The sequence below is a fragment of the Mesorhizobium sp. M0060 genome (assembly GCF_040323155.1).
Taxonomy (GTDB): Bacteria; Pseudomonadota; Alphaproteobacteria; order Rhizobiales; family Rhizobiaceae; genus Mesorhizobium.
In genome coordinates, this window is sequence record NZ_JAMYUP010000056.1 from 1 (window position 1) to 12,957 (window position 12,957).

At 61.0% G+C, this 12,957-nt stretch carries 14 protein-coding genes and 1 pseudogene; 9 read left to right on the top strand and 6 right to left on the bottom strand.

Features of this window, described 5'->3' with window-relative positions; all coding sequences use genetic code 11:
- The 3 genes from NKJ94_RS30355 to NKJ94_RS30365 form a co-directional block, all read left to right on the top strand.
- Nucleotides 1-230, top strand: a 230-nt coding sequence (locus NKJ94_RS30355; protein WP_352530537.1) for a hypothetical protein, incomplete at its 5' end; no start/stop codon positions are given.
- An 85-nt stretch (nt 231-315) separates the two neighbouring features.
- Complete coding sequence (locus NKJ94_RS30360; RefSeq protein WP_023680933.1) at nt 316-702, top strand: hypothetical protein; 387 nt, start codon at nt 316-318, stop codon at nt 700-702.
- Nucleotides 699-1,223 (top strand): RES family NAD+ phosphorylase, encoded by a 525-nt coding sequence (locus NKJ94_RS30365; RefSeq protein ID WP_023723120.1) that lies wholly within the window; start codon nt 699-701, stop codon nt 1,221-1,223. The genes NKJ94_RS30360 and NKJ94_RS30365 overlap by 4 nt, the downstream gene beginning before the upstream one ends.
- A 43-nt stretch (nt 1,224-1,266) precedes the next feature.
- Here the strand turns inward: NKJ94_RS30365 and scpB are convergent, their stop codons facing one another.
- The 4 genes from scpB to NKJ94_RS30385 form a co-directional block, all read right to left on the bottom strand.
- Complete coding sequence (gene scpB / locus NKJ94_RS30370) at nt 1,267-1,974, bottom strand: SMC-Scp complex subunit ScpB (protein ID WP_352530539.1); 708 nt, start codon at nt 1,972-1,974, stop codon at nt 1,267-1,269.
- 2 nt (nt 1,975-1,976) lie between these two features.
- Nucleotides 1,977-2,933: a DUF1403 family protein gene (locus NKJ94_RS30375; RefSeq protein ID WP_352530541.1), complete on the bottom strand. Its 957-nt coding sequence runs from the start codon at nt 2,931-2,933 to the stop codon at nt 1,977-1,979.
- Nucleotides 2,934-3,180: 247 nt separating this feature from the next.
- A complete protein-coding gene (locus NKJ94_RS30380) occupies nt 3,181-3,774 on the bottom strand; it encodes a type II toxin-antitoxin system VapC family toxin (protein ID WP_352530543.1) in 594 nt (197 codons plus the stop codon).
- Nucleotides 3,764-4,060: a hypothetical protein gene (locus NKJ94_RS30385; RefSeq protein ID WP_352530545.1), complete on the bottom strand. Its 297-nt coding sequence runs from the start codon at nt 4,058-4,060 to the stop codon at nt 3,764-3,766. The genes NKJ94_RS30380 and NKJ94_RS30385 overlap by 11 nt, the downstream gene beginning before the upstream one ends.
- A 275-nt stretch (nt 4,061-4,335) precedes the next feature.
- Between NKJ94_RS30385 and NKJ94_RS30390 the strand changes: the two are divergent.
- A pseudogene (locus tag NKJ94_RS30390) lies at nt 4,336-5,465 on the top strand (site-specific integrase).
- 183 nt (nt 5,466-5,648) lie between these two features.
- Complete coding sequence (locus tag NKJ94_RS30395) at nt 5,649-5,852, top strand: AAA family ATPase (protein WP_352530547.1); 204 nt, start codon at nt 5,649-5,651, stop codon at nt 5,850-5,852.
- Here the strand turns inward: NKJ94_RS30395 and NKJ94_RS30400 are convergent.
- The gene (locus NKJ94_RS30400; protein ID WP_502896170.1) at nt 5,847-7,619 is read right to left on the bottom strand and encodes a type II toxin-antitoxin system HipA family toxin; all 1,773 of its coding nucleotides are present in this window, start codon (nt 7,617-7,619) and stop codon (nt 5,847-5,849) included. The genes NKJ94_RS30395 and NKJ94_RS30400 overlap by 6 nt on opposite strands.
- Nucleotides 7,620-8,065: 446 nt before the next feature.
- On the bottom strand, nt 8,066-8,626 hold the full coding sequence (locus NKJ94_RS30405) for a hypothetical protein (RefSeq protein WP_502896169.1): 561 nt from the start codon (nt 8,624-8,626) through the stop codon (nt 8,066-8,068).
- On the opposite strand from NKJ94_RS30405, the gene NKJ94_RS30410 reads away from it, so the two are divergent.
- The 4 genes from NKJ94_RS30410 to repC all read left to right on the top strand — a co-directional run bounded on the left by NKJ94_RS30410 (nt 8,627) and on the right by repC (nt 12,869).
- Nucleotides 8,627-8,935 (top strand): hypothetical protein, encoded by a 309-nt coding sequence (locus tag NKJ94_RS30410; protein ID WP_352530597.1) that lies wholly within the window; start codon nt 8,627-8,629, stop codon nt 8,933-8,935.
- Between the two features lie 327 nt (nt 8,936-9,262).
- On the top strand, nt 9,263-10,465 hold the full coding sequence (repA, locus tag NKJ94_RS30415) for a plasmid partitioning protein RepA (RefSeq protein WP_352530551.1): 1,203 nt from the start codon (nt 9,263-9,265) through the stop codon (nt 10,463-10,465).
- A 77-nt stretch (nt 10,466-10,542) separates the two neighbouring features.
- The gene (gene repB / locus NKJ94_RS30420) at nt 10,543-11,508 is read left to right on the top strand and encodes a plasmid partitioning protein RepB (protein WP_352530553.1); all 966 of its coding nucleotides are present in this window, start codon (nt 10,543-10,545) and stop codon (nt 11,506-11,508) included.
- Between the two features lie 155 nt (nt 11,509-11,663).
- Nucleotides 11,664-12,869 carry a plasmid replication protein RepC gene (gene repC, locus NKJ94_RS30425; RefSeq protein ID WP_352530555.1) on the top strand — a complete coding sequence of 402 codons (1,206 nt, stop codon included), beginning with the start codon at nt 11,664-11,666 and terminating at the stop codon, nt 12,867-12,869.
- Nucleotides 12,870-12,957 lie beyond the last annotated feature (88 nt).

Consider the following 12,957-nt stretch of genomic DNA (forward strand, 5'->3'; position numbering starts at 1 on the left):
TGAAAAATGCGCTTGGCCAGATCAAGGCCCACGGTGGTAATCTGCATGGCGGATGGCTCCTTTGCTCGGGTTGCCTGACAGCAAACCCACTGTGGCACTCAGATGCCGGGAGCGGGAGCCATCCACCTCATCTGCTTTCAGGGGGCGTGCAGGGCCGCAATAAACGACCGAGGTTGGGCGCATTGCCGCCGCTAGCTAACAAACGCTACGGAATGAAGAAGGGCAAGTAGTCTGGTGGAAGGAGTAGGGCCTCCGTCCACTTGCTATGCATCGGAATGTGCATATATTGTGCATATGAGAGGTCGGAGATTTGTCATGGCCCACGCACAGCTCGCACATTCCACGGTGATTTCCGGCTTTGTCGATAGCCTGCAGGAGCCGCGCACGCCTTATATCTCGCCGAAGCGCCTGTCGCAGGCGCTGGGCGTGAAGGTGGCCAACTTGGCCCAACTGACCGGTGTCCACCGCAACACGCTCCGCAATCCCTCATCGGAGCGCCTGCAGGGCCGGATGCGCGAGATGGTGAAAGTGATCTCGGCGGCGACGGAACTCACCGGCGACGTCAACAAGGCGATCTTTTGGTACCGCAATGAACCGATCGCCGACTATGGCCATCGTACCGCAGCCGAGCTCGTCGCGGGCGGCCAGGTCGAGGCGGTTCTGGCCTTTATCCGGGATCTCGAGAATGGTGCGCGCGGGTGAGGATCACCCGCATCGGTCCAGACGAAATCTTCCATCGCTATCTGACTCCCAAATGGGCTTTCCTGCCCACCAGCGGTGCAGGCGCAGCGATGGACGGCGGTCGTTTCAACCGGCCAGGCATCGAAGCACTTTATCTGTCGCGTGCGACCCAGACGGCGCTTGATGAATACAAGCAGGGAGCCAGCATCACCCCGCCCGCCACCCTTGCCGCTTACAAGATCACGCTCGCCGAGGTAGCCGACCTTTCGCAGGGTTTCGACCCGGACATCTGGGACGGCCCGTGGAAGGAGTGGGATTGTGCCTGGCGCCAGGTCGCTCGCATCGACAAGAAGATCCCGCCATCGTGGAAGCTCGCGGATCTGGTCATCACCGCCGGACTTCGCGGCATCCTGTTTCCGTCGCTGCGTCACGCCGGCGGCACCAATCTGGTGATCTTTCCGGCCAATCTTGTCGACAGCGACCATGTCGCGGTTCACGATCCCGATCAACGGTTGCCGCACGACCAGTCGTCCTGGTGCTGAGTTATCGACCGTCTCTGGGATCGCAACGCGACGACGTCCCCCGTCACGGCGCTTGGTCCCCAACGACATCGTCCTCGCCGTCGCCCTCCCCGCTCGCCAGCCCGGCTGGAATATCGCCGGCCAGCAGCTTCTCCTTCGACAGCAGCCCTGCGTCCTCAAGCGCCTCGAAATCCGGTAGCTGGCGCAGCGTGTCGAGCCCGAACTGCGAGAGAAAAGTTTTCGTCGTCACATAAGTATAGGGCGCGCCAGGTTGCGGCGAGCGCGGACCCGAAGCGATAAGATCCTGCGCGCGCAGCACGCCGATCAGGTCGCGCGACACCTCCTTGCCGAAGAAAGAAGACAGCTCGCCACGCGTGATCGGCTGGAAGTATGCAATGCACATCAGCACGAGCGCCTCCGACTGCGACAGTTCTTTCGGCCCCTGCCCCGCGGCCGTGCCGAAGGCTGCGTGAATGGCATCGCCAAAAACCTTTCTGGTCCGGTGCTGCCAGCCGCCAGCGACTGACACCAGCTCATAGGGGCGGCCGGCGAGTTCGGCGCGGATGTCATCGATGATCAGCTCGAGATTGCAATTTCTCCCAACAACCCGCGCCAGCACCTCTCGCTGCACCGGTTCATTTGCGGCAAAGATCACCGCTTCGACGCGTCCCATCCACTCGCGCCAGCGCAATTCCGCCGGCAGATGTTCCAGCTCGGTGTCGAGCAACGCCGGCTGATCGTTTGCCTTGCGGCGGGCGGACGCTTCGCTCATCGCTAAAGTCCAAACAGGCGGAAGGTGGGGCGGCCGGACAGCTCACGCACGGCGTCGAGCTGTTGCAGCCGCTCGAACAGGCGGCGCGCCGCAAACCGCGACAGGTTTTTCGTCGTCAGCGAGCCCGAGACGGCGTCTTCACTGAGCAGCAGAAAGATCACGTCGCCGGCGCCTTTGGCGCGCAGTTTTGGTGCCGCCGCCAGCAGCTTTTCGGCGCGGCGCAACAGCTCGGTCGCCAACCGGCAGGCCTCCGTCGCAGCATGAACCAGCGCAATGCAGACCGCGCGCTCAAACCCTTTTTCGCCGGGCCGGATCCGTTTGCCGCCGCCGGCCTCGCCGCGAAAAGCCGGACCAAAGGCCTGAGCCAGCAGCAGCGGCAGCGGGCGCGGCCAGCGCAGGTTTTGCGCCAGTACTAGGTCGGCGAGCCACCAGGCAAAAAGCTCGGCATCGGGCCGCATGGCAACGACGTGAGCGGCGATCGCTGCCGCGGCGAACGGCGCCGGCCGCCCCGAGCGCGCCAGGTCGTCGATGTGTTCACAAAGCGCGGTCAGCGCCTCGACGTCTCGATGGAGACCCAGTTGCTCGGTGACCCGTGCCAGGCGATCGACAGCGGCGGCTGGCGGCACGAGCGCGAGCTGCCGCCAAGCGCCGAAGATGGCGCCGGCAGGACCAGGATCGGCTCCGGCCGGGCGCAGGTGCCACGCGTCGCGCAGGGCGGCCTCGTCCTCCGCGCGCCCGGCCAGCCGCATGCTGGCGGCGGCGCATTTCAGCGCCAGCCGCTGGCGCCAGGCGCCGGACCAGGCAGGCTGCGCGCGGGCGAGGCTATCGAGCGAAGCCAAGGCGGCGCCGGCCTGGAAAGCGGCGTCGGCGTCGCAAGCGTTACGGCCGGGCGCGAGCGCCCAGGCCGGAAGGGCAGGGGGCGCGGCTGGGGCGGCGGTCGCGGGATTGAGGCGAATCATGATTTCGAGGGTAAAGCGCCGGTGCGCTTTGCGCTAGAATTTTCGCGCCAAAACGCACAACCTGTCGGCGTAATAAAACGAACGATAATCTTGCATTATCGGTCGTTGTTGTCCTTACGTTAGAAATGGCCGTTGTCGCCCGCGTTTCAACGGTCGCAGGAGAGTGTCAGCGACCTTTTTGAAGACTGCTGGTCATTGAAGGAGGTTGGACGAACACGGTGCACGGGCATATCTGCCACAGAGGCTTTCAACCCTGCGGGCGCAAGTCTGTCACCGGCCGGTAGAAGATCACCCGCACCGACGGAACAAGCTGGTTGAGGTAATCGAAATCCCGAACATTGCCGGTCAGGACCGTCGCGCCCAGCAGACCGGCCTGGTGAAAGATCAGCGCATCGTTGAGGAAGCGGCGTTCATGCCCCTCCCCTTTCGGCAGACGGCTCAGCCGGAACAGCAGGCCGGCAAGCATGCCGGCGCGTCCCCAGGCGGTGGCGTCGGGTGCATGCAGCCGGTGCACTGGAATGTCTTCAATCGTGCCTGCAACCACTTTCAGGACCGACTTCGTCGTGGGGTGCGCTGGGTCGAGCCGGCCGAACAGGTGGCTGAGCTCGGCAAGGCAGACGGCCGAGTGCTGACAGAGCCGATAGGTCAGAAGGTCATCGACCACTTTGGGCGTGCGCCCCTGCAGGACATTCAGATAGACGCTCGTGTCGAGAAGCAATGCACCGCCGACAGGCGGCTGGTCCGCTGCCCAGGACAGAGCGGAATCCGGCCGCCGTTCCAGCCCGCCGGCACGCCGCTGTGGTTTGAGGGAACGCAGTGCGCTCCCGAGATCAAACGCCAAGATCAACGTCCGCGGAGATGCTGCCCTTGCGGCGGACGAGCCGGGCGCCAAAATCGTCCTCGAGGGCTAGCCGCGACAAGGCGAGCTCAAGCAGCTCAGTGTCGGAGGTCACATGAGCGCGCTTCTTTGCCGCCTCGATCAATTCCGACGGCACCCTGCCGGAAAGGCGTGTGTTCTTGGCCGCGCCGAGAAGGCCGACCGCCCTCGCCTGCTCAAGCACCAGACGGTTCCGGGTGTGGGCGATCCGCTCCTCGCTTTCGGCTGCCGTTGCGCCACGTACGCTCATCCTGGATTCTCCTGTTGAACGAAACATAAGGGATGTTGAACATGAAGGCAAGGATCGGCACTGAGAAAGAGGGCCCTAGGAGGGTCAACACTGGATCGGACATGGTCCGTCGCCCGGTCATGCTATAGCACGACCCAGCGTGTCGTCGTACGCGACCGGCGCAAATCTCGGGAGCTATTGGGCAAGCACCTCGCGGTGGACAATTGGGCGCTTTGGTCGCACGTTGGGGCTCTCAGAATCGCACCACTGTGACATTCGAATGATCGAGAGTTTCGATGGGCAGTCCCCGTAATTTCATGACGCCCATCGACGCGGTCGACACCAGCGACCTGCCTGACATTGTCGACGTCGTCATGGAAATGGGTCACCCGGATGAGGCTCCCTCCCCTCCCACGCAGGTCCTCGACTCGCGACAAGCATCACTGCCTGCGCAGTCGAAAAGCTGGCCGACCGCGCGCGCGATTACGTCGAGGCGGCGAGTTCGGCAAACACCCGTCGCGCCTATGCCGCCGACTGGAAGCATTTTTGCGCCTGGTGCCGGCGCCAGGCGTTTGATCCGCTGCCGTCAGATCCACAAGTCGTCGGCCTCTACATCACGGCCCAGGCCTCAGGATCGGAACGGGACAAAAAGTCTGTGTCGACCATTGAGCGCCGCCTGTCGTCGCTGACCTGGAATTATACGCAACGCGGTCAACCGCTCGACCGGAAGGACGGGCATATCGCCACCGTGCTCGCCGGTATCCGCAATAAACACGCCTCCCCTCCCCGTCAAAAGGAAGCCATCCTGCGCGACGATCTTGTCGCCATGCTGGAAACGCTCGATCGTGGCACGCTGCGCGGTCTGCGCGGCCGCGCCATGTTGCTTTTGGGCTTCGCCGGCGGCTTGCGCCGCTCCGAAATCGTGGGCCTCGATGTTGCGCGCGATCAAACCGAGGACGGCTGCGGCTGGATTGAATTTTTCCCGGACAAGGGCGTGCTGGTTACGCTGCGAGGCAAGACCGGCTGGCGCGAGGTCGAGATTGGCCGCGGCTCGTCCGATGCCACCTGCCCGGTCGTCGCCCTGCAGACCTGGCTGAAGCTGGCCCGCATCGCGCATGGCCCCCTCTTCCGCCGCGTCACGGGGCAGGGCAAAGCTGTGGGCGCCGAGCGGCTCAACGATCAGGAGGTGGCGCGGCTGGTCAAGCGCGCGGCGTTGGCCGCCGGCGTGCGCGGCGGCTTGTCGGAAGGCGAGCGCGGCCAAAAGTTTTCCGGCCATTCGCTGCGCGCTGGCCTCGCCTCGTCGGCCGAGGTCGACGAGCGCTATGTGCAGAAGCAACTCGGCCACACAAGCGCTGAGATGACCCGCAGATATCAGCGGCGGCGCGACCGGTTTCGAATCAACCTCACCAAGGCGTCGGGATTATAGAGGACGAAGTCCCCTCCCCTGCCAATCTGGCATACCTCTCCCAAATTCGGGCGTTGCGTGCCAATAGGCTCAATGCTGACCAATTTCAGTCCGTCCTTGCAAATCAGGAATGGTACTCCATAATTGCGAGGATGATCGCCGCATCGAAACGCAACTCGCCGGACTGATAGAGCTCTCCCTGCGGTGGCACTGATTGGGCCGCGCCAAGTCGGCAAGACTACGCTTGCGCTCGAAATAGCCGAGACACGGCCGTCGATCTATCTCGATCTCGAATCCGATGCGGACAAAGCCAAGCTTGCGGAGCCGGAACTCTACCTTGCCGAGCATGAGGGCGAGTTGGTGATCCTCGATGAGGTCCATCGGCTTCCACTGTTCCAGAATTCATAGGAATGGCTCGACACGCCCTGCAATGATGCCACGTAGGGCGGCCTCGGCCGTCTCTGCCGGCCTCCCCCGCAGTTGTTCGGGCAACACCACGCCCGATGCTGCCTCACGGAGGCGCACGGCCATCTCCGCCAGCAGCGCCTCGGCTCTGGTGACAGGCAGATCGATGGTTCGAGCAAGTGCGAGAAAGTCGTGACGTGTCAGACGATCATCCTTGCCATTGAGCTTTAGCGCCATGCGATCGCCAGCGAGGCCAGGAAACACCCGGGTTGTGACGGCATCATAGAGCGGTGCAAATCGTACCGTCTCAAACTGACGCGACCCGGGACTGGCTATTTTGAGCAGAGCAAGGTTCTTCAGATGCATGTCGCCGTCGGCGATGAACCAGGCGAACAAGGCACGTCGAAACAGGATTTCGAGGTCAACTAACGGGTCCGTCGAGAGCGGCCGAAGCCCCCGTCCCATGCGCTCGATCGTACCGTCATATTTGGCGGAGGCCGGAAGGTCCAGGATCGAGCAAAAGTCCTCCATCGCCAGCATCCTGTTATCGTCCAGGCTGCGTCGGATGTCGAAGCGCTCGACCACAAGCGCCGGCGGCATGCCATCGGGCATGTCGATCAGCGCGGCAGCAGGTACCTCGAAGCCAGCGACCCTGCCGAGCTCAAGGCAAAGCCACTCGACGATGGGTAGTGTCTCGAAGCCAGCCGTGCCGGCAGGTTTTAGAATATGAGTGAACGGCTGCTCCACCGCCGGCAGCAGCAGACCTTCCAGCGTCAAACACATAGGAGCTTTGATCTGGACCCCCGACAAGCGCGGCGTCTCCGCGTTGGTAAACAGCCTTGCGAGGTTCTGCTCGAACGTTTCCTCGATCTCGCCCCTCGCCGGCCCCGCGTAGCGACCGGTGAAGCGGCCGGTCTCCGAGAAGGCCACGAGCTGGCCCTGCAAAATGTCGGCGGGAAGCTTGGCAAGCTCCGCACGGGTCTTGACGATGGCGATGTTCGACATATAGCGCTTGCCCGATTTGAGCACGTCGCGCTCATCGCGCTGATGCAGAACCTGAGCGAGCCACCCCTCCGGCAAGAGCGACTCGATGAATGGCGGCAGTTTGCCTGGCATCGTCTCGCGAATGAGCGGGGGGCTGCCTGTTCGGCCAGCAGGGTTCCATCGCCATTCGAAGCCGTCGTGGGTCAGTTGTCCGAGCGGGATTCCGTGCCAGGCAACGAGAAACTCCAATGCCGCCTTGTTGCCGGCGATTTTGTCGGCGTCGGCTCGCGCCAGCAGATAGCGTTCTGCCCCCTCCCCTTCCCGATACCAGCTGTTCTCGCGAGCGAGCGCCCAAACCGCGTCCGCGGCGGCTTGCGGCGATCCAAACTCCTCGATGATACGCGCAGCCATTTGTGCTCGCATCGGCCCGGCTATCGCACTCGCGTGCTCGCTACGCAGCCGGAAGGCTTCCAGAAAGCGCTGTCGTGGAGACGAAGCATCGGTGCGCAGCTCCCCCATGTTATCTCCGACCACGACGCGCACCGTCGAAGGGTGCGCCGGCGCCTCATTTTGAATAATCTCCAGTGTTCGCAGGCGGGTGCGCTGGTTGCGTCGCCCGCTGATAAACAGCCGCCCGTCCGGCGTAGGTCCGAGCAGAATCGCACTTGCCGATGACAGGTAGGCCGTTGGATAGAGGTAGCGTGCGATCCGAACCGCGTGGTCCAAGATCGTGGCCTCGATGTCATCCGCAGCATCGACATAGATACCGCGGACGAGTTGAACCAATTCGCCTACTTGCGCACGCAGATGGGCGCGCTTGGCGTCTATTGTCTCTCCAACTAGATGAAGCAAGGAAATTATCTCGCATCTCAGATGCGTGATAATTCGGCCAAGACGCAAACGATGTCAAGGATTATCGCGCATCTGAGATGCGAGATAATTCCGTGACCCCCAAAAGTTGCGAACGTACGGGTGGCTGGCCCCATACTCGAATTCGGCAACAGGATAGCAAGCACTGTGGGCGCTTGAGAATGCCGAGAAGCCGACGCAATGAGGCCGAGGCCAACCTTTGGGCCGGCTGTCGACCCGGCGGGAGATCATTCGCCTTAATCGGCTCATCGAGGCCGTTGAAGAGGCCGTGCAGTGGATCAGATCGTCCCTCTTTCTGCGGAGTGCGGCCAGCGCTCGTTCACTTTATCATTGCAGGAGGGCGATCCGTGGTGGCCTCGACCCTACCAGCCGGCTCGGCATGCGTAATAGCACGTCCATTGGATGATGCTGTTCTCATTCGCGCAGATCCGCGCTACGGCCACCATGATCAAAGCGCGCCGCGCCTGGCTTGGCGCGCTCCATCCGCGGTGGCGGCATGAACCCTGTCGCGTTCCTCTTGCCATGCGATCTCGTCGGCATCCTGCTGCGCGCGCGCAGTGTCGATGCCGGGATGAAAAAGGCCGCCGCGCGGTTTTCAGCACCGCTTCGACGATGGCCACCCTTAGCGAGTCGCGCGGAAGCTTGGACAGATCGATCTCGACGGCGGGAATCTTGTGTTCCCTGAGGCGCCGTATCTTGGCGTCGTCCGCGAAATGGGTGACGGCGACCTCGACGAACAGGTCATAGCCGTGAGCCCGAACATAGAGGTCGGGAATGATGGTCTTGGGATCGTTGTACTCAAGCCGAAGGAACTCGGTATCGACCTCCAGGCTGGGCTTCGTCACCACGTGTTTGTTATGAAGCCCAAGCCGCTCAGGTAGAAGCAGCTTCGGATCGCTGCGAAACGCTTCCTTGGCCAGCAAATGAAGGACGGTCTCGGGCCCTCCTCCGCACACCTCACCACCATGGTGCGCGAAATGGGGTACTTGGCGATCTGCTTTCAATCGGGCTACGAGTTGACTCTCACACGCGGGGCAAACGCACCTGCAAGCGAGGCCACGCTGGACTTCCCCTATGTGAGCGAATGTTCCGTCGAGTCGCTTCCCATAGACGAGTTGCGCCCGATCGGAGCCAAAGGACTTTCGCGCCTCGTCGCGATCGTGCTGGTCGGCCATCGCTTTAAAACCCGCGCTCTAATATCATCACCAATGACCAGTTCAAAAGGAGCCTGACTGCCGTCGGCGGGCTGGAAAGGCCTTCCCTGCGCCCGTTCGCAGTTGCAACCTTTTTGCCCGCTGACGAACGCGATTTTACTGCCGTAAATAATGCTCTTTGTGGCAGAGAAAACATGCATTTAGCCAGCTGAGTGGGGAGAGTTCTTGCTTCGAAGGACGAGCAGCCGCTATTGCGACGATATTAGTATTCGCCAGTAAGAGGCCGGCAGGTGCCGTTAACCTTCTGTTAACCTAAAACTTCTTGCGGGGCTTTCCGAATCGGAGCTTAATGGCGCTTGTTGAATAGTTTCATCGCAAAAAGCGCCAATTCAGGTTTCGACGAGAATGAATATCGCCATGCGGCTACCACGCTTCGAGTTCGACGATAAGATTCTCGAGCAGGGTGCTGAGATATCGCGACGCCTCAATCAGCTTCGCATGGAGAAATTTCCACCCAATGCGACGAAGACGCTGCGTCCATTTTCGATGGCAGAAGTCGCCCACTATCTTGGTGTATCGCAAAACAATCTGAAGCGGCTTCACCTCGAAGGCAAGGGACCTTTGCCTGACCAAGTCCCTTCCGGCCGACGCTCCTACACGGCCGCACAGATGCTCGAACTTCGCCATTTCCTGGACCAGCATGGCAGGACCGAGGTCAAGAAGTATGTTCCGCATCGCAAGCCTGGCGACAAGCTCCAGGTCGTTGCTGTCGTCAACTTCAAGGGCGGTAGCGGCAAGACAACGACTGCCGCCCACCTCGCCCAGCACTTGGCTCTGACCGGCCACCGTGTCCTTGCAATCGATCTCGACCCGCAAGCCTCGCTGTCCGCGCTGCATGGGTTCCAACCCGAACTCGATCACAACCTCTCGCTTTATGAGGCGATCCGTTACGATGACGAGCGCCGGCCGATCTCCGATGTGATCGTGCCGACGAATTTTCCTGGGCTCGATATCATTCCGGCCAATCTCGAGTTGCAAGAGTACGAGTACGATACGCCGCTCGCCATGCAGGATAAATCGTCCAGTGCTGGCCGGCAATTCTTCGTCAGGATTGCAAAGGCCTTGTCCGAGGTGGACGACCGCTATGACGTGGTGGTTGTCGATTGTCCTCCGCAACTCGGCTATCTGACTCTGACGGCCATGTCGGCGGCGACGTCCGTTCTCATCACCGTTCATCCTCAAATGCTCGACCTGATGTCGATGAGCCAGTTCCTGTTGATGCTCGGCGGAATTTTGAAGACCATCAAAGCCGCCGGCGCGGCGATCGAGCTCGATTGGTTTCGCTACCTGATCACGCGATACGAACCGACAGACATTCCGCAAGCGCAGATGGTCGGCTTCATGCAGTCGATGCTTGCCGGCCAGATCCTCGATAATCCCATGCTCAAGTCGACGGCGATTTCGGATGCGGGCCTGACGAAACAGACCCTCTATGAGGTGGAGAAGTCGTCCTTTACCCGCTCTACCTATGACCGGGCGCTTGAATCGCTGGACGCGGTGAACTCGGAGATCACGGCTCTTGTCCATCGCGCTTGGGGGCGGTCATGACAGCGCGGTTTACGGCAGTAAAAAGCGGAAATTTTGATCGTGAAATCAGTCGATTAACCGCGAATCGGAGCGATTGAATGGCACGCAAGGACATTTTCGGCAGTGTCATGGGCCCCACAACGGCAATTGCCGATGGCCAGGACGTCTCGAGCTACGCCGTTCGTGGCGCATCACGGTCGATCATACAGTCGTTCGAGGAGCTCTCGAAGAGTTCAGTCGTCGATCTCGATCCGGCTTTGGTCGACACGTCATTCGTCTCGGACCGTATGGACGATGATGATGATGCCTTTCAGGAGTTGCTGACGGCAATTCGTGAACGAGGGCAGGATTCTCCGATCCTGGTCCGACCTCACCCTGAGACTTCGGGACGCTTTCAAACGGTCTTTGGCCATAGGCGCGTCAGGGTCGCCCGGCAGTTGGAAAGGCCTGTACGCGCTGTCGTCAAGAAGATGGACGATAGGGACCATGTCATAGCCCAAGGCCAGGAGAACGCCGCCAGAGCCGATTTGTCCTTCATCGAGCGGACGCTTTTTGCAGACCGCATTCTCAAGCGAGGCCATTCGCCTGACACAGTGAAATCAGCTCTTGCGCTCGACGATACGACCTTCTCGAAGATGCGTTCTGTGATCAGCAACATTCCAGAGCAGGTCATTTTTGCGGTGGGCGCGGCCAAAGGCATTGGCCGAGACCGCTGGTGGCAGCTTGCCAAGCTCATGGAGCATCCTGGTGCCGCGGCGAGGGCAACGGAGTGCGTGGCAATCGCCGATTTCGCGCAGCCAGGCAGTGAGGCCCGTTTTGCCCGTCTGTTCGACTTTGTGAGCGCCCCGGTGAAGCGCCCGCGGGCGCCATCGAAGCCCCAGGAGCGGGCCTGGGTACCCCAGGACAAATCGGTTCGAGCCAAGATCACCGACACGGGAAAAGTGTTTACGCTTGCCTTGAAGTCCAAGGAAGCGTCGCCCTTCGGCGCATTCATTGCCGGCAAACTCGATGAGCTTTTCGAGGCTTTTCGGGCGTCGGAAATGGCGAAGAAAACAGGAGACTAAGACCGCAAAAGAAAAAGGCCCCCGAACGTCACCGTCGCGGAAGCCCTTCTCAAGTCTGTAGCAAGCTGAGAATCGCATTTCCCCGAATCACTGTCAAGAGTCGTGGCGTCGTTTCGGCGAGTTGATTTCTTTTGCCTGATTGAAAGGCGAGGGAAATGGAGAGTGGGTATGGAACGACGCCCTTTGGGCGGCGGCCGATGACGCTTGCGCTGGTGCAAGCGAACGCGGCATCACGAGAGATTCCTGATGGAGCTCTTGTCGAGAAGTGGCAGGTCTATCGTTGGTTGTGCGAAGGCAAGGCTGTCGTAGGTGTGGGAGATCGCGCTCTGGCCGTGCTGAGCGGGCTCTTGTCCTTCTATCCGGACGACCAGATCAGCGAGGAAAACGGCCTGATGGTCTTTCCCTCGAACGCACAGTTGTCACTGCGCACACACGGCATGCCCAGTTCCACATTGCGGCGACATCTGGCCGAGCTGGTGAGTTGCGGCCTGATCATCCGCCGGGACAGTCCAAACGGCAAAAGGTTCGCCCGGAAAGGGAAGGGTGGCGCTATTGAGGAGGCGTTCGGATTCTCACTGGCGCCGCTGCTGACGCGGGCCGCTGAGTTTCAGCATGCTGCCGAACAGGTGCGCGCCGACAGCCAGGCGCTCCGGTTAATGAGGGAGCGGATTACGCTCCATCGTCGCGACATCCACAAGCTTGTCGAGGTTGCGATCGAGGAGGGCGTTCCTGGCGCCTGGGGAGCCATCTGGAGACGGTTCAGGGCCATTGTAGATGCAATCCCGCGGCGGGCAGGGCTGTCCGAACTGGAGGCAATCGTTGCCGAGCTGACCAGACTTCATGACGAAGTGGACATGATGCTGGAAAACTTCATGAATTCCATGAATCCTAGCGCCAATGAGTCCCAAAATGAGCGGCAGCAATCTGATTCAAACACAGACTCCATTTTTGTATTTGAACCGGCTTTAGAGAAAAGCAGGGCGACGGTCGAGCCAAGACCGGCAGCCGACGAGAAACCCAAAAGCTATCCGATAGGGCTTGTGCTGAAAGCCTGCCCCGAAATTTCAGACTATGCCGTGCGCGGGATCGGAAACTGGCGCGATTTGATGATCACCGCGGCCCAGGTACGAGGCTACCTTGGTATTTCACCCTCAGCATACGAGGAGGCTTGCCATGTGATGGGCCAGGAGACCGCCGCAATCGTGATTGCCTGCATCTTGCAACGGGCCCAGCACATCAACTCGGCCGGCGGTTATCTGCGGGTTTTGACCGAAAAGGCGAGGGCGGGGCAGTTTTCGGTTGGGCCTATGCTGATGGCGGCGTTGAAGGCGAACGGTATGACAGCAAGGATGACAGGGTAAACCATTGACGGATCGGCTCGCGCTGATGCGGGGCTTGCATGGCACACCATGTGAGGCTATATTTGGCCTCACATGGAATGGAGAGTGA

Excerpts from the sequence above, each read along its gene's own strand:
- NKJ94_RS30360 (WP_023680933.1), top strand. The coding sequence starts at position 316 with ATGGCCCACGCACAGCTCGCACATTCCACGGTGATTTCCGGCTTTGTC.
- scpB (WP_352530539.1), bottom strand. The coding sequence starts at position 1,974 with ATGAGCGAAGCGTCCGCCCGCCGCAAGGCAAACGATCAGCCGGCGTTG.
- NKJ94_RS30375 (WP_352530541.1), bottom strand. The coding sequence starts at position 2,933 with ATGATTCGCCTCAATCCCGCGACCGCCGCCCCAGCCGCGCCCCCTGCC.
- NKJ94_RS30385 (WP_352530545.1), bottom strand. The coding sequence starts at position 4,060 with ATGAGCGTACGTGGCGCAACGGCAGCCGAAAGCGAGGAGCGGATCGCC.
- NKJ94_RS30410 (WP_352530597.1), top strand. The coding sequence starts at position 8,627 with ATGAAGGACGGTCTCGGGCCCTCCTCCGCACACCTCACCACCATGGTG.
- repA (WP_352530551.1), top strand. The coding sequence starts at position 9,263 with ATGAATATCGCCATGCGGCTACCACGCTTCGAGTTCGACGATAAGATT.
- repB (WP_352530553.1), top strand. The coding sequence starts at position 10,543 with ATGGCACGCAAGGACATTTTCGGCAGTGTCATGGGCCCCACAACGGCA.
- repC (WP_352530555.1), top strand. The coding sequence starts at position 11,664 with ATGGAGAGTGGGTATGGAACGACGCCCTTTGGGCGGCGGCCGATGACG.